The sequence below is a fragment of the Janthinobacterium sp. SUN206 genome (assembly GCF_030587305.1).
Taxonomy (GTDB): Bacteria; Pseudomonadota; Gammaproteobacteria; order Burkholderiales; family Burkholderiaceae_D; genus Janthinobacterium; species Janthinobacterium kumbetense.
The window spans coordinates 2,083,114-2,099,257 of sequence record NZ_JAPWIB010000001.1 but is presented as its reverse complement, the minus strand read 5'-3'; the positions used below and the strand labels follow the sequence as shown (position 1 = coordinate 2,099,257).

15 protein-coding genes are annotated in these 16,144 nt (G+C 60.7%); 9 read left to right on the top strand and 6 right to left on the bottom strand.

The genetic code is table 11. The annotated features are described in order from the left end of the window. Window positions 1-101 precede the first annotated feature (101 nt). Together O3300_RS09505 and O3300_RS09500 are read left to right on the top strand one after the other, a co-directional pair. On the top strand, window positions 102-1,223 hold the full coding sequence (locus tag O3300_RS09505; protein WP_305052776.1) for a M14-type cytosolic carboxypeptidase: 1,122 nt from the start codon (window positions 102-104) through the stop codon (window positions 1,221-1,223). Between the two features lie 12 nt (window positions 1,224-1,235). Then, window positions 1,236-1,700, top strand: a complete 465-nt coding sequence (locus O3300_RS09500; protein WP_251350488.1) for a CYTH domain-containing protein — start codon at window positions 1,236-1,238, stop codon at window positions 1,698-1,700. On the opposite strand, the gene O3300_RS09495 is transcribed toward O3300_RS09500, so the two are convergent. From O3300_RS09495 to O3300_RS09470, 6 genes are all read right to left on the bottom strand, one after another. Beyond that, window positions 1,689-2,393 (bottom strand): CPBP family intramembrane glutamic endopeptidase, encoded by a 705-nt coding sequence (locus tag O3300_RS09495; RefSeq protein WP_251350489.1) that lies wholly within the window; start codon window positions 2,391-2,393, stop codon window positions 1,689-1,691. The genes O3300_RS09500 and O3300_RS09495 overlap by 12 nt on opposite strands. 120 nt (window positions 2,394-2,513) lie before the next feature. Then, the gene (locus O3300_RS09490; protein WP_099667064.1) at window positions 2,514-3,767 is read right to left on the bottom strand and encodes a DUF2863 family protein; all 1,254 of its coding nucleotides are present in this window, start codon (window positions 3,765-3,767) and stop codon (window positions 2,514-2,516) included. Window positions 3,768-3,980: 213 nt separating this feature from the next. Next, window positions 3,981-6,701 (bottom strand): aconitate hydratase AcnA, encoded by a 2,721-nt coding sequence (gene acnA / locus O3300_RS09485; protein WP_305052775.1) that lies wholly within the window; start codon window positions 6,699-6,701, stop codon window positions 3,981-3,983. A gap of 88 nt (window positions 6,702-6,789) precedes the next feature. Continuing rightward, window positions 6,790-7,344: a hypothetical protein gene (locus O3300_RS09480; protein ID WP_099667066.1), complete on the bottom strand. Its 555-nt coding sequence runs from the start codon at window positions 7,342-7,344 to the stop codon at window positions 6,790-6,792. A 13-nt stretch (window positions 7,345-7,357) separates the two neighbouring features. Beyond that, window positions 7,358-8,356: a CoA ester lyase gene (locus O3300_RS09475; RefSeq protein ID WP_289916548.1), complete on the bottom strand. Its 999-nt coding sequence runs from the start codon at window positions 8,354-8,356 to the stop codon at window positions 7,358-7,360. Window positions 8,357-8,466: 110 nt separating this feature from the next. Then, complete coding sequence (locus tag O3300_RS09470; protein WP_034789110.1) at window positions 8,467-9,456, bottom strand: malate dehydrogenase; 990 nt, start codon at window positions 9,454-9,456, stop codon at window positions 8,467-8,469. Window positions 9,457-9,761: 305 nt separating this feature from the next. On the opposite strand from O3300_RS09470, the gene O3300_RS09465 reads away from it, so the two are divergent. The 7 genes from O3300_RS09465 to gltA all read left to right on the top strand — a co-directional run bounded on the left by O3300_RS09465 (window position 9,762) and on the right by gltA (window position 16,082). Then, on the top strand, window positions 9,762-10,655 hold the full coding sequence (locus O3300_RS09465; protein WP_289916544.1) for a GntR family transcriptional regulator: 894 nt from the start codon (window positions 9,762-9,764) through the stop codon (window positions 10,653-10,655). A gap of 306 nt (window positions 10,656-10,961) precedes the next feature. Continuing rightward, the gene (gene sdhC, locus O3300_RS09460; protein ID WP_034752080.1) at window positions 10,962-11,384 is read left to right on the top strand and encodes a succinate dehydrogenase, cytochrome b556 subunit; all 423 of its coding nucleotides are present in this window, start codon (window positions 10,962-10,964) and stop codon (window positions 11,382-11,384) included. A gap of 2 nt (window positions 11,385-11,386) precedes the next feature. Further along, a complete protein-coding gene (gene sdhD / locus O3300_RS09455) occupies window positions 11,387-11,752 on the top strand; it encodes a succinate dehydrogenase, hydrophobic membrane anchor protein (RefSeq protein ID WP_034752078.1) in 366 nt (121 codons plus the stop codon). 2 nt (window positions 11,753-11,754) lie between these two features. Further along, window positions 11,755-13,536 (top strand): succinate dehydrogenase flavoprotein subunit, encoded by a 1,782-nt coding sequence (sdhA, locus tag O3300_RS09450; protein WP_099667069.1) that lies wholly within the window; start codon window positions 11,755-11,757, stop codon window positions 13,534-13,536. Between the two features lie 9 nt (window positions 13,537-13,545). Next, a complete protein-coding gene (locus O3300_RS09445; protein ID WP_034752075.1) occupies window positions 13,546-14,256 on the top strand; it encodes a succinate dehydrogenase iron-sulfur subunit in 711 nt (236 codons plus the stop codon). Window positions 14,257-14,373: 117 nt separating this feature from the next. After that, window positions 14,374-14,655: a succinate dehydrogenase assembly factor 2 gene (locus tag O3300_RS09440; protein ID WP_034752073.1), complete on the top strand. Its 282-nt coding sequence runs from the start codon at window positions 14,374-14,376 to the stop codon at window positions 14,653-14,655. A gap of 122 nt (window positions 14,656-14,777) precedes the next feature. Next, a complete protein-coding gene (gene gltA, locus O3300_RS09435; RefSeq protein WP_099667070.1) occupies window positions 14,778-16,082 on the top strand; it encodes a citrate synthase in 1,305 nt (434 codons plus the stop codon). Window positions 16,083-16,144: the final 62 nt, after the last annotated feature.

Here is a 16,144-nt window from a genome sequence, read left to right as displayed (position 1 = left end):
AGGGCGGAAAATAGCGGGATAGCTTACACTGCGTTTTTTAGCGCAACGGCGCCAGCCCACGAGGCAACGCCGGAACACTTACATTCGGACGGGATCATTACATGACCATTAAAATCAGCCAGAACTTCGACTCGGGCGCCATCGACGTGGTGAGCGCCACCAGTGCCGGCGCCATCGACCTGAACTTGCGCAAGGATAGCCACGCCGACATCCACCAGTGGTTCCACTTCCGCCTGCAGGGTGCGCGCGGCCAGGCGTGCACGATGCGTTTCCTGAACGCGGGCCAGGCCACCTATCCGGCCGGCTATGAAGACTACCAGGCCGTGGCCAGCTACGACAGTGAAAACTGGTTCCGCGTGCCAACGTCGTTCGACGGCCAGGTCATGACGATTTCGCACACGCCGGAACTCGACAGCGTGTACTACGCCTATTTCGAGCCGTATTCGTGGGAACGCCATCTGCGCCTGCTGGGCGAAGTGGCCGAGCATCCGCTGGCGCGCGTGTCCGACCTGGGCAGCACGGTCGACGGCCGCGACATGAACATGGTTACCATCGGCAATTCGCAGGCGGAAAAGAAAATATGGGTCATCGCGCGCCAGCATCCGGGCGAATCGATGGCCGAATGGTTCGTCGAAGGCCTGATCGACTCGCTGCTGGACGACGCCAACCCGATCGCGCGCAAGCTCTTGCAGCGCGCCGTGTTCCACATCGTGCCGAACATGAACCCGGACGGCTCCATCCGCGGCAACCTGCGCACGAATGCGGCAGGCGCCAACCTGAACCGTGAGTGGATGACGCCATCGCTGGAGTCCAGCCCGGAAGTGCTGTGCGTGAAAAACAAGATACACGAAACGGGCGTCGACATGTTCTTCGACATCCACGGCGATGAAGCGCTGCCGTACAACTTTGTGGCTGGCAATGAAATGCTGGAAAATTTCACGCCGGCGCAAGCGGCGCACCAGAAAGCCTTCATCGAGCGCTACAAGCAGGCCAGCCCCGACTTCCAGGACAAGTTCGGCTATGCCGCCAGCAAGTACAAGTCGGACATGCTGACCCTGGCATCGAAGTACGTCGGCCACCACTTCGGCTGCCTGGCGCTGACCCTGGAAATGCCGTTCAAGGAAAACGCCGACTTGCCGGATCCGGCCGTCGGCTGGAACGGCGCGCGCAGCGCGGCCCTGGGCGCGGCCATGCTGCAGCCTATCCTGCTGTCGCTGGATTGAACGGCGTTGTTCATGGGTATCGAGATCGAGCGTAAATTTTTGCTTGCCGGCGACGCCTGGCGGGGCCTGGGCCAGTCGGTCCTGCTGCGCCAGGGGTATTTGTCGTCCGCGCGCGAGCGCGTGGTGCGCGTGCGCATCGAAGGCGAGCAGGCGATGCTGACCATCAAGGGGGCGAACGTGGGCGCGACGCGCGGCGAGTGGGAGTATCCGATTCCGCTGGCCGACGCGGCCGAACTGCTCGACAGCCTGTGCGAACAGCCGCTGATCGAAAAGGTTCGCCACCGCATCGAACACGCGGGCATGATGTGGGAAGTCGACGAGTTCCTGGGCGCCAATGCGGGCCTGGTGGTGGCGGAGATCGAACTGGCCTCGGAAGACCAGCCGTTCGAGAAGCCCGACTGGATCGGCGCGGAAGTGTCGGGCGATGCGCGCTACTACAACGCCAACCTGATCCGCCATCCGTTTTCACAGTGGTAATGTTGGCCACAGAAATTGGAAAATCACGGCATTCATCGTCAGATTGAATGCCGCGTGCGCCGCCATCGCTGGCCATAGCGAAGCATGGCGGCGCCGTAACCATGCGAACAGGCAAGCTGTCGCAAACATCAGCGTCACCCACACCGCCGCCGAGGCCGCATTCAGCGACAGGCCGGCAGCCGTCATGCTCAAGCCATGATGGCACAGGTGTGCCAGGCCGAACAGTCCTGCTTCCACGCAGGTGCTGCTGCGCACGGACAGTTTTTCCTCCAGCGCCTTTTGCAGCACGCCCCGAAAGAAGATTTCCTCGCCGATAGGGCTGAAGATGCAAGCCGGCACGGTGATCATCAGGTGCAGCATCCAGATGCTTAGCCCCGCCGTGGGCGCCGTGCGGCGAAAGCTGGCCGCTATGCTGACAAACCAGTTGTCCGGCGTGGCGCCATACAGCAGCATGCCCAGGGCAAAGCACAGAAGCGCGGCTGCCGCGCCGCAGATCAAGGCCAGCGCATACGGCGCCTTGCCGGAAGGCGCTTGCAGGCCGATGTTGCGGCGTCCATGCGGCGACAGCAAGATCCATGGCAAGGCCGCCATCACGCAAAAACTCAGCGGCAGCATCCAGAACAAACCCAACGGACCCAGCGTGCCCATGACGCGCATGGCGATGAATGCGCTCGCCAGTAACATTGCCAGCATGGGAAACGATAGCGCCAGCAATGCTGGCCGCAGGGGAGAGAGCGAGACTGGGCTGGAAGGCATCGGCGGTCGGGGCGAAAAAAAGGCCGGAAGAAAACTTCCGGCCCCATGCTGCATTAATTAATGAAAATGCTCGGTACCTTGCGGCGTATCTTCCGGCATTTCCGCATGCGCCAGCTCGCCCACCGGGTCGGCAAACAGGGGCGCGCCGCAATCGTCGCAGTATTCGCCGACAAAACGTTCCGCGTGGCGCTTGATCTGCGTCACGCCGGCGGCGTTCAGATGCTCGATAATTTCATCGACGGGCGTCTTTTGCTTGTCCAGCGCGGCGATGCCGACCTGGATCAGGCCTTCGATCGGCGTGCCATCCTCGTCTTCCTGGCCGTACAAAGGCCAGACGATGCCGTAGATGACATCCGGCGCCTGGCGCAGGGTGAAGGCGATGCGGTACTCGTCCACCTGGCCATCGGCCGCTTCCTCGCCGAAACCGGCGATGACGGCGCGCAGTTCCGACGGCTCGATGGCCAGCGTGTGCGTCAGGTAGTGCACGGCGGCGCGTACGGAGACGGGGCGTATCAGCTTGTCCGCTTCGCGGCAGGCCACGTAGTACGCTTCCGGCAGCAGCAGTTCCAGGCCGCAGCCCGGCAGCAGGCGGGCAATCGTCGGCGTCGCCTGCGTGCGCCATTGTTCCAGGGCGGCGCTGCGCTCCTTGATGAAGTCGGGCTGGCTGGCCGGCGTCTGCCAGCGGAACAGGGGGGCGCCGCTTGGGGCTACCACGGCCACCAGCAGGTAGCGCGTATCGGCCAGGAAGGGCGCCGTTTCCGCCTCTTTGCTTGACGGCTTGACGGCCGTGCCTTTCAGGGCGGCCAGTGCCAGCTTTTGCGTCTTGGCATAGGTTTCGACGTGGCTGCGCGGCAACTGGTCGATCGAATACAGGGTCGGCGCCATGGCCATCTTCGTGCCGTCTGCCAGCAGGTGGGCGGCGAAATGCGCGGACAATACGCCGTGCGCGTCGCCGGCCATGGGGCCGGAGGCGATGGAAAAGCGCGTCCACGCGAGGATGGGCACGGCCACCAGCAGGGCGTCGTAGCGCACGTCTTCATGCGTGACGACGGTCGATTCGCTGACGGCTTCAACGCAGTCCATCAGCACGTCGTAGGCGTTCAAGTCTTCCTTGAACAGGCTGCCCAGGGTGTTGTCGATGGTGTCCTGGTGGCCGGTTTTGAGTAATTTCTGGAGCTGCGTATCCAGGCTGTGTTCCCAGGACCGCTCTTCGAGACGGCTGGCTGCCTGTACGATCGCCTGGGCAAAGGTGACCAGGCGCTGGCTGTCGGCAGTCAGTTTATGGGATGAATCTTTGGAAGGACGACGCATAGCGGGATAAGAGTCTCGGAAAGTGAAAAAAATGGATCAGTCAAACAATGATAAACCCTTATAACCGTATTGTAGAGGATTCAGCCGCACGCAATACGTAAGCTGTCCTTAGATCATGCCAATAGTCTGAATTTCAAGGAAAAACGGGGTGCCGGGACGAAAAAAAGCGCCGGTCGGAACCGGCGCTTTTATCTTACCTTACAGCTGGGCTGATTACTCGGCCAGCAGTTGACGCAACACGAATGGCAGGATACCGCCATGCTTGTAGTAATCGACTTCGATCGGCGTATCGATGCGCAGCAGGACTTTGACTTCCTGGCTCGAGCCGTCGGCGCGGTGGATCACCAGGGTAGCCAGTTGCTGTGGCTTGATTTCGCCTTCGAGGCCTTTCAGGTCGAAGGTTTCCTTGCCGGTGATGCCCAGGGTTTGCACGCTGTCGTCGCCGATGAATTGCAGCGGCAGCACGCCCATGCCCACCAGGTTCGAGCGGTGAATACGCTCGAACGAACGGGTGATCACGGCTTTCACGCCCAGCAGTTGGGTGCCCTTGGCTGCCCAGTCGCGCGACGAGCCCGTGCCGTACTCTTCGCCGCCGAAGACCATGGTTGGCGTGCCTTCAGCAACATATTTCATCGCTGCGTCGTAGATCGACATTTCTTCGCCGGAAGGCTGGTGGATCGTGATGCCGCCTTCGACTGCCGAACCGTCCGCTTTCGCAGGGATCATGCGGTTCTTGATGCGCACGTTGGCGAACGTGCCGCGCATCATGATTTCATGGTTGCCGCGACGCGAGCCGTAGGAGTTGAAGTCCGCTTTCAGGACGCCGTTTTCCTTCAGCCACTTGCCTGCAGGACCGTTTTCCTGGATCGAGCCGGCTGGCGAGATGTGGTCGGTGGTGATGGAATCGCCGAACACGCCCAGTGCGCGCGCGCCTTCGATGCCGGTGGCCACTGCCGCTGGCGTCATCGAGAAGTTGTCGAAGAACGGCGGTTCCGCGATGTAGGTCGATTTCGGCCAGTTGTAGACTTGGCCGGACACGGTGGTGACTTTCTCCCACAGCTTGCCTGGCGCGCCCTTGACGTCCGCGTAGTTGTCCTTGAACACTTTGGCGTTCATGGCGAACTTCATCATGGCCGAGACTTCAGCCGAGGTCGGCCAGATGTCGCCCAGGTAGATGTCCTTGCCGCCCTTGCCCTTGCCGACCGGTTCCGTCATCAGGTCGCGCGTCATGTTGCCGGCGATGGCGTAAGCGACGACCAGCGGTGGCGAAGCGAGGAAGTTCGAGCGGATGTTCGGGTGAATACGCGCTTCGAAGTTACGGTTGCCCGACAGCACTGCCGACGCGACGATGTCGTGCGTGGCGATGGCGGCGTTCAGCTCGGGCGTCAGATCGCCCGCATTGCCGATACAGGTGGTGCAGCCGTAGGCGGTTACGCCGAAGCCCAGTTTTTCCAGGTATGGCAGCAGGCCGGCAGCCGTCAGGTACTCGGTCACGACGCGCGAGCCAGGGGCCAGCGAGGTCTTGATGTGCGGAGCGACTTTCAGACCGGCTTCCACGGCTTTCTTGGCCAGCAGGCCGGCAGCCAGCATCACGCTCGGGTTCGAGGTGTTGGTGCACGAGGTGATCGCGGCGATCAGCACGTCGCCGTTCGACACTTTTACGCCGTTCGTCGTTTCGTACACGGCAGCCAGGTCGGCCGGGTTCTTGTTGAAGCCGTTTTCCGTCGTTGGCTTGGCGAACAGTTCGGCGAAGTTCGCCTTGACGTTGCCGATTTCGATACGGTCTTGCGGGCGTTTCGGGCCGGCCAGCGACGGAGCGACCGACGCCAGGTTCAGTTCCACCACGCGGGTGTAGTCGATGTCGCCCGCTTTTGGCACGCCGAACAGGTTTTGCGCCTTGAAGTAGCCTTCGAACGCGGCGATTTCAGCCTTGCTGCGGCCGGTGCCCTTGAAGTAATCGATGGTGGCTTCGTCGACTGGGAAGAAGCCCATGGTCGCGCCGTATTCCGGGGCCATGTTGGCGATCGTCGCGCGGTCGGTCAGGGTCAGCGATTCCGTGCCTTCGCCGAAGAATTCGACGAACTTGCCGACGACTTTCTCTTTGCGCAGCAATTCGGTGATGGTCAGGACCAGATCGGTGGCGGTGCAGCCTTCGCGCAGCGCGCCCGACAGGTTCACGCCGATGACGTCTGGCGTCAGGAAGTAGACCGGTTGGCCCAGCATGCCGGCTTCCGCCTCGATGCCGCCCACGCCCCAGCCGACCACGCCGATGCCGTTGATCATGGTGGTGTGCGAGTCGGTGCCGACCAGGGTGTCAGGGTAGTACACGTCGCCGGCTTTCTTGCCTGCGTGGTGCACGCCGCGTGCCAGGTATTCCAGGTTGACCTGGTGGACGATGCCGAAGCCTGGTGGCACGACGCCGAAGGTGTCGAAGGCTTGCATGCCCCATTTCATGAACTGGTAGCGCTCGTTGTTGCGCGAGAATTCCAGCTTCATGTTCAGGTCCAGCGCTTTCTTTTCGCGGTAGTGATCGATGGTCACCGAGTGATCGACCACCAGGTCGACCGGTACCAGCGGTTCGATTTTCTTCGCGTTGATGCCCATCTTGGCGGCCACGTTGCGCATCGCTGCCAGGTCGGCCAGCAGGGGCACGCCGGTGAAGTCTTGCAGCACGACGCGCGCCACTACGAACGGGATCTCGTCGGTACGCTCGGCGGTCGGGCCCCAGTTCGCCAATTGCTTGACGTGTTCTTCGGTGACTTTTTTGCCGTCGCAGTTGCGCAATACCGATTCGAGCACGATACGAATCGACACTGGCAGGCGGGAGACATTGATGCCCAGGCTTTTTTCCAGCGCAGGCAGGGAATACAGCTTGCCCTTCTTGCTATCCGAAATATTAAAGTCCTTGAGCGTGTTCAGAGTGTTGCGGGACATGACCTCTCCTTGTTGGGTATCGTCTATTTATTGATTATTCAAATTACAAAACATGACTGAGCCCCCGAAGAGGCCCTTGCTGCTCACATCAGCCGCCGGTCGCCGGCAGCACGCCCAGCGATGGCGCGGCCTCCACCACTGCCGCTGGCTTGGCTTGCTCCGCATCCTTGCATTCATTGGCCAGCTGGCGGCCCTGCTTGGAATCGAGCAGCATGCCTTTGGCCGGGATGCCGATCCAGACGAGACCATACAGACGGTTCTCGAAGCGGTTGGCGCCGGTGGTGGTGCCCACGCGGCTCAGGCGGTGCAGGCGCTTCTTCCAGCGCAGGGCGATGTGTTTGTCGTCAGTCGCATTGGTGTAGATGGTAATTTTATTACCAAGTTCACAATTGAAATCGGTGGAAGCGGAGCCGGCGGTATCCGGCTCATCGGATTCTTCCTTGTCGACCACCGACATGGCGAGCGGATGCGCTTCCTTGGCGGCAGCTTTGGCCTTGGTGGCCTTGGCTTTCGGCTTGGCCTTGACGGCCTTGGCTTTTGCCGGCTCCTTGGTATCCGTGGCGGCGAAGCTGGCCGGCGCCAGCGTGAGGGTCATGGCGCCCAGCGCGACGCTGCAGGCAATGGCTAATTTGGAGAGGGACATCGTGTAATTCCTGTCAGTTTTCAGTGGTGCTGGAAGAGGGGGCGTTGAGTAATGCAGCGGCCGCCTCGGGCAGGCCGAGGCCTGCCAGTTTGGCGCGTTGCAAAACGGTCCAATAATATCGGTAGCTGGCGCGGTCGTGCAAGCGGCCATTTTGCGCAATCGGTCCCCAGTTGGCGCGCAGCGCTTCATTGAGGATATTGCTGGCCTCGTTGACTTCGGACAGGCGCGGCGTGAAGGCCTTGATGATGGGCTTGATCTGGTCCGGGTGGATGCTCCACATGCGCGTGTAGCCGAACTCGGCTGTTGCGCGCTGGGCATCGTTGGCCACCACGGCCGAATCGCGCACGTCCGTCGTCACGTTGTGCGACGGCACCTTGCCGTGCGCATGGCAGGCGGCCGCCACTTCCAGCTTGGCGCGCACCACCAGCGGGTGCGTGAACTGGCCCGGCGTGCGCATGGCGGCGGCGGGAATGGCGCCGTAATGGGCCGAAACGAAATCCATGATGCCGAAGGACAGGCATTCGACCTGGGGCAGGGCGGCGATCGCATAGGCGTCGCGCAGCGCGCCATGCGTCTCGATCAGGATGTGCACGGGCAGGTTGTCGCGGCCGGCGCGGCGCGCGTGCAGGTTGATCAGGTCGATGGCCAGCATGGCATCCTGCACGCCGCCCACCTTGGGTACGGCGATATAGGCCAGGCGGGACGCGGCGCTGCAGATGATTTCCACGTCGCGCGCGAAAAACGGGCTGTCGACGTCGTGCACGCGCACGCCGATGCGGTTGAACTGGTTCTCGTCGCTGGCCAGCAGGCCGGCGATCATGTGGGCGTGGGATTCTTCGTTGCCGGCGCTGGCGCCGTCTTCGCAGTCGAACGTGATGTCGAACAGGGGGCCAAGCTCTTGTTGCAAAGCAATCGATTTACGCATCAGCTTTTCAGAGCCGGCGTAGTGGTCGCAAGCGGCGAGCAACAGCGGCTGGCGTTTGCCTTGGAATAAAACCTCGGAAGGGTGCATGCTTAAGGCATTTCTGCAGGTAAAAACTACTTGAGAAAACAGCCGCGCCGCGAATCTCGCGGGCGGCCTTCTTGGCGGGCGGCGCTCAGGCCGCGCCGCCAATACTGGACTTAGGCCAGCAGGTGTTTCACGCCTTCGCGCTCTTCGGTCAGTTCTTTCAGGGTCAGGTTGATGCGCTCTTGCGAGAATGCATCGATTTCCAGACCTTGAACGATGGTGTACTCACCGTTGTCGGTGGTGACCGGGAAGCCGAATACGGTGCCTTCAGGAATGCCATACGAGCCATCCGAAGGAACGCCCATGGTAGTCCACTTGCCGGCGGTGCCCAGCATCCAATCATGGATGTGGTCGATGGCGGCGTTCGCTGCCGACGCTGCCGACGACAGGCCGCGCGCTTCGATGATGGCCGCGCCGCGCTTGCCGACGGTTGGCAGGAAGGTGTTGGCGTTCCATTCCTGGTCGTTGATCAGGTCCTTGACAGCCTTGCCGTTCACGGTGGCGAAGCGGTAGTCGGCGTACATCGTTGGCGAGTGGTTGCCCCAGACGGTCAGCTTCTCGATGTCTTTCACGGCGGTGCCGGTCTTGGCAGCGACTTGCGACAGCGCGCGGTTGTGGTCCAGGCGCAGCATGGCGGTGAAGTTTTTCGCCGGCAGCGATGGCGCCGATTTCATGGCGATGTAGGCGTTGGTGTTGGCAGGGTTGCCGACCACCAGTACTTTGACGTTGCGCGAAGCGACGGCGTCGAGCGCCTTGCCTTGCACCGTGAAGATCTGGGCGTTCGCTTCCAGCAGGTCCTTGCGTTCCATGCCTGGGCCGCGTGGACGCGCGCCAACCAGGACGGCCACGTCGACATCCTTGAAGGCGGTCAGCGGATCGGAGTGGGCGGTCATTTCCGTCAGCAGCGGGAACGCGCAGTCGTCGATTTCCATCATCACGCCCTTGAGCGCCTTCTGGGCTTTTTCGTCCGGGATTTCAAGCAGTTGCAAGATGACAGGCTGGTCTTTGCCGAGCATGTCGCCATTGGCGATGCGGAACAACAGGGCGTAGCCGATCTGGCCGGCGGCGCCGGTCACTGCAACACGCATTGGGGTTTTAGCCATGATGAATCTCCAAAAATGGGAAAGAAAACGGGCTTGAAGCTGGGCTTACGCTTATCCGGAAAAACTATAATGATACCAAAACCGGCCCGCGCCACCGAATTGCTGGTGTACGCTGCCGTCACGCTTGTGCTGCACGAGGCCAGAGTGGCTGGCCGACAACATAAAACGCTGGCTCACAAGTTTTATCGAGGGCAGTTTAGGCCTCCGATCTCTATCTGTCAATCATATCTTATGTCTTATATAAGACAGATAACTGCGTGTGTTTTACTGGACGCGGGCAGTGATTTGTGTTGAAATGTCGGACTATGAATTCCGCCTCGTCCAATCTGACCAACAATGCCACTGCTGCAAGCGGGGCGGTCAGTCCGACCGCGGGCACCCCGGCCACGCCTGTTGCCGCAGCGGCCAGCACCGCCGCCGCCCCTGTTGCCAGCGTCAATACCACTGCCACCGCCGCCGTGCCAGCGCCTGCCGCGAATGCCTCGCCCACCTTCAGTCCTCTGTACCAGCAGATCAAGGCGCTCATCACGCAGAGCCTGCAATCGGGCGAATGGAAGCCGGGCGAACTGATTCCCAGCGAAGTCGAGCTGGCGGGCCGTTTCAAGGTCAGCCAGGGCACGGTGCGCAAGGCCATCGATGAGCTGGCCGCCGAGAATCTCGTCATGCGCCGCCAGGGCAAGGGCACCTTCGTGTCCACCCACCATGAGGCGCGCGCACATTTCCGCTTCCTGCGTCTGGTGCCGGACGAAGGCGTGCCGCATTATCCTGAAAGCAAGTTTATTGAGGTCAAGCGCGTGCGCGCGCCGGCCGACGTGGCGCGCCTGATGGACCTGAAGTCCGGCGACGCCGTCATCTTCATCAAGCGCGTGCAGTATTTCGACGGCGTGCCGACCATCGTCGAGGAATTGTGGCTGCCCGGCCTGATCTTCAAGGGTCTGACGGCCGAGCGCCTGGTGGAATACAAGGGCCCCATGTATGGTCTGTTCGAAACGGAATTCGGCACGCGCATGATCCGCGCGTCCGAACAGATCCGCGCCGTGTGCGCCGACGCGGGCGCCGCGCAATTGTTAAATATCGACCTCGGCACGCCCTTGCTCAGTTCCGAGCGCGTGTCGTTTACCTACGGCGACAAGCCGGTCGAACTGCGCCGGGGCTTGTACCTGACCAGTCGTCATCATTATCAGAATGAACTCAGCTGAAGCGGCGGGGCGCCCGCGGGCGTCCGAACAAGCAGCAAGGCTGAAGTGCATCGCTTGCAAGATGCCTGCCGCAAGGCGGGCAACGGAGACAACGGAAAGCGCAGCGACAGCATGGCCCGCCCCGGCGGGCCGTGTTTTGCCGGCGATTCTGTAATTAAATTACGTGAACTACGGAAAGTAGCGCGGTATTTTGTAGTAAAAAACCATTTTGGTTATATGTAACAATAGATATTGGTATGGGTTGCGAAAATCGGCGAAAATCGCGGCTTCAATATTTAGTTGAAATTCAAAGGGGAGGTTTTTGTTATGTCTGAAGCCGTAAGAGAAGTACCAAAAAAAGAACGGCCGCAATTCCGTAACATTCATGTTACCGAATTGTCGAACTACCGCATGGCTGTCGGCGCCATCGTCTCGATCCTGCATCGCATCAGCGGTTTCATCATTTTCGCCTTGCTGCCGTGCATCCTGTACATGCTGGAACTGAGCCTGCGTTCCGAAATGTCGTATGCCTACTTCCAGGGCATCGCCTCGCACTGGTTCGTCAAGCTGATCACCCTGGGTCTGGTCTGGGCCTTCCTGCACCACTTCTGCGCCGGCATCCGCCACCTGTTCATGGATGTGCACGTTGCCATCGAAAAAGATTCGGCACGCAAGACCGCGTCCTCCGTGCTGGTCGTGAGCCTGGTGCTGACGGCTTTGGTCGCTTTGAAACTGTTTGGAGTATTTTAAACATGGCAGACAATAATATCGGACCGAAACGCCTCGTCGTCGGTGCCCATTACGGCTTGCGCGACTGGCTGGCGCAACGCGTTACCGCCATCGTCATGGTGGCCTATGTTGCCATCCTGCTTATTTCTTTCCTGACCGGCAGCAACTTCAGCTATGAAGGCTGGGCTGGTCTGTTCGCACAGCAGTGGTTTAAATTGTTCAGCCTGGTGACCTTCGTCGCCCTGTTCTACCACGCATGGGTCGGCGTACGCGACATCTGGATGGACTACGTGAAAAGCGCTGGCCTCCGTCTGACCCTGCAAATTGCCACCATGCTGTGGTTGATCGCTTGTGCCGGCTGGACGGTACAGATACTCTGGAGTGTGTAATCGTGGCAGCATATAAATCTGCAATCCCTACCCGCCGCTTTGATGCGGTAATCGTTGGCGCCGGCGGTTCCGGCATGCGCGCGTCGTTGCAGCTGGCTGAAGCCGGTCTGAACGTCGCAGTTCTGTCGAAAGTTTTCCCGACCCGCTCGCACACCGTTGCGGCGCAGGGCGGTATCGGCGCGTCGCTCGGCAACATGGCCGAAGACAACTGGTTCTGGCACATGTTCGACACCGTCAAGGGTGGCGACTATCTGGGCGACCAGGATGCCATCGAATTCATGTGCCGCGAAGCACCGAAAGTCGTGTACGAGCTGGAACACTTCGGCATGCCATTCGACCGCAACCCTGACGGCACCATCTACCAGCGTCCATTCGGCGGCCACACGGCCCACTTCGGCGAAAAGCCGGTGCAGCGCGCTTGCGCGGCAGCCGACCGTACCGGTCACGCCCTGTTGCACACCCTGTACCAGCGCAACGTGCGCGCCCGTACGCACTTCTTCGTCGAATGGATGGCGCTCGACCTGATCCGTGACGCCGAAGGCGACGTGATCGGTGTTGTCGCGCTGGAAATGGAAACCGGCGAATGCATGATCCTGGAAGCAAAAACGACGGTCATGGCAACGGGCGGCGCAGGCCGCATCTTCGCCGCGTCGACCAACGCCTTCATCAACACCGGTGACGGCATGGGCATGGCGGCACGCGCCGGCCTGCCGCTGCAGGACATGGAATTCTGGCAGTTCCACCCGACCGGCGTGGCCGGCGCGGGCGTATTGATCACCGAAGGCGTGCGCGGCGAAGGCGGCATCCTGATCAACAGCGAAGGCGAACGCTTCATGGAGCGCTATGCGCCGACCCTGAAGGATCTGGCGCCGCGCGACTTCGTCTCGCGTTCGATGGACCAGGAAATCAAGGAAGGCCGCGGCTGCGGTCCGAACAAGGACCACGTGATGCTGGACCTGCGCCATATCGGCGCCGACACCATCGCCAAGCGCCTGCCGTCGATCCTGGAAATCGGCCACAAGTTCGCCAACGTCGACGCCACCAAGGAACCGATTCCTGTCGTGCCGACGATTCACTATCAGATGGGCGGCATCCCGACGAACATCCACGGCCAGGTCGTCACCCCGACCGGCCCGGATAATTCGGCCAAGGTTGTCAACGGTCTGTACGCGATCGGCGAATGTGCCTGCGTCTCCGTGCACGGCGCCAACCGCCTGGGCACGAACTCGCTGCTCGACCTGGTGGTCTTCGGCCGCGCGGCCGGCAACCACATCGTCAACAGCGGCCTGAAAGCCAAGGAAAACAAGCCTTTGCCAGCCGACGCTGCCGATTTCGCCATGGGCCGCCTGGCGCGCCTGGAAAACTCGACCGGCACGGAAACCGTGCAGGGCGTGGCGAACGACATCCGCGCAACGATGCAGAAGTACTGTGGCGTGTTCCGTACCGACGAGATGCTGAACAAGGGCGTCGAAGAAATCATGAAGCTTGACGAGCGCCGCAAGCACGTCTCCTTCAAGGATAAATCGATGGTCTTCAACACGGCCCGCGTGGAAGCGCTGGAGCTGGACAACCTGATCGAAACGGCGAAAGCGACCATCGTTTCGGCAGCAGCCCGCAAGGAATCGCGCGGCGCCCACGCCCAGGACGACCATCCGCAACGTGACGACGACAACTGGATGAAGCACACTCTGTGGTATTCGGAAGGCAACCGACTGGAATACAAGCCAGTCGTGACCAAGCCGCTGACGGTTGATACCTTCAAACCGAAACCACGTACTTTCTAAGGCTATACCATGGCACGCACTCTCAAATTCAAAATCTACCGCTACGATCCTGACCAGGATGCCAAGCCGTACATGCAAGACCTGACGGTCGAACTGAAAGACACCGACAAGATGCTGCTCGACGCGCTGCAGCGCATCAAGGCGGACGTCGATGACTCGCTGGCCCTGCGCCGCTCGTGCCGCGAAGGCGTGTGCGGTTCGGACGCGATGAACATCAACGGCAAGAACGGCCTGGCATGCACGACCAACCTGAACGAACTGTCGGAGCCTATCGTGCTGCGTCCGTTGCCAGGTCTGCCAGTCATCCGCGACCTGATCGTCGACATGACGCAATTCTTCAAGCAGTACGATTCGATCAAGCCTTTCCTGATCAACGATTCGATCCCGCCTGAAAAAGAGCGCCTGCAATCGCCGGAACAGCGCGAAGAGCTCGATGGCCTGTACGAGTGCATCCTGTGCGCATGCTGCTCCACGTCGTGCCCGTCGTTCTGGTGGAATCCGGACAAGTTCGTCGGCCCGGCCGGCCTGCTGCAAGCCTACCGCTTCATCGCCGATTCGCGCGACGAAGCCACCGGTGCGCGTCTGGACAACCTGGAAGACCCGTACCGCCTGTTCCGCTGCCATTCGATCATGAACTGCGTCGACGTCTGCCCGAAAGGGTTGAACCCGAACAAGGCGATCGGCAAGATCAAGGAATTGATGGTCCGCCGCGCGATCTGATCACCCTGATCGCGTCCGCTGGGCGCCGTTTGCGGGAAGAGGGTATCCTCTCTTGCCTGCAGGCGGCGCCTGCAAAGCAGCACCGTGCCGCAAGGCACACGTAAAGTGGTAAACCAAATGACAGAATCAATTTTGTCCTCGCATCAGGCCGACCCGGCCAACCGCGCCCGCCTGCGCTGGCGTTCACGCCGTGGCCTGCTGGAAAACGACATTATCCTGACCCGTTTTCTCGATGCGTATGAAACCGAATTGACCGATGAAGAAGTTGACGCGCTGACGCGTTTGCTGGATTTATCGGACAATGCGTTAATGGATCTGGTACTGGCCCGTAAAGAGCCGGAAGGCGAAGTCGATCTGCCGCATGTGCGCGCACTGCTGCAACGACTGCGCATTGCCTAGACGCCTGGGCGATATATTGCAAACGGTGCGAGTGGCGCGCTGTAGCACTGCCGAATTGCGGTGCGAATTGCAGCCAGAATTTTTGATTTTAATTTCGACTCACTCCCGAGAAGGAAGAGCCCATGAATATCTCTGACACAAAAGCTACCCTGTCGTTCTCCGATGGCAGCCCATCGCTTGAATTTCCAATCTACAAAGGCACGGTTGGCCCGGACGTCATCGACATCCGCAAACTGTACGCCGGTAGCGGCAAGTTCACCTACGACCCAGGCTTTATGTCGACGGCCGCCTGCAACTCGTCGATCACCTACATCGACGGCGACAAGGGCGAGCTGCTGTACCGCGGTTACCCGATCGAACAGTTGGCCGTCAACGCCGACTTCATGGAATCGTGCTACCTGCTGCTGAACGGCGAACTGCCGAACGCGGCGCAAAAAGCCAAGTTCGTCGACACCGTCACCAAGCACACGATGGTGCACGAACAGATGCAATTCTTCTTCCGTGGCTTCCGCCGCGACGCGCATCCGATGTCGGTCCTGGTGGGCACCGTCGGCGCGCTGGCATCGTTCTACCATGACTCGCTGGACATCAACGACCCGCGTCATCGCGAAGTGTCGGCCATCCGCCTGATCGCCAAGATGCCTACCCTGGTCGCCATGACCTACAAGTACTCGGTCGGCCAGCCGTTCGTATACCCACGCAACGACCTGTCGTACAGCGCCAACTTCATGCACATGATGTTCGCCAACCCATGCGAAGAGTACAAGGTCAACGACGTGCTGGTGCGCGCTCTGGACCGCATCCTGATCCTGCACGCGGACCACGAGCAAAATGCATCGACTTCGACCGTCCGTCTGGCCGGTTCGTCGGGCGCCAACCCGTTCGCCTGTATCGCTGCCGGTATCGCCTGCCTGTGGGGCCCTGCCCACGGCGGCGCCAATGAAGCGGCACTGAACATGCTGAAAGAAATCGGCACCGTCGAGAACATCCCTGCCTTCATCGCGCAAGTCAAGGACAAGAACTCCGGCGTCAAGCTGATGGGCTTTGGCCACCGCGTGTACAAGAACTTCGATCCACGCGCCAAGCTGATGCGTGAAACCTGCTACGAAGTGCTGCAAGAACTGGGTCTGCAAGACGATCCGCTGTTCAAGCTGGCGATGGAACTGGAAAAGATTGCACTGAACGACGAATACTTCGTGTCGCGCAAACTGTACCCGAACGTCGACTTCTACTCGGGCATCGTGCAATCGGCGCTGGGCATCCCCGTGTCGCTGTTCACCGGTATCTTCGCTATGGCCCGTACGATCGGCTGGATCGCCCAGTGGAACGAAATGATCGCCGACCCAGAGCAAAAAATCGGCCGTCCGCGCCAGCTGTTCGTCGGTTCGACCACGCGCGAAGTATTGCCACTGGACAAGCGCGCTTAAGTTACCGCGTATTGTTCTTGCCGGGCCTTGCGGCCCGGCGCACAAAAGCGAGCCTCGCGGCT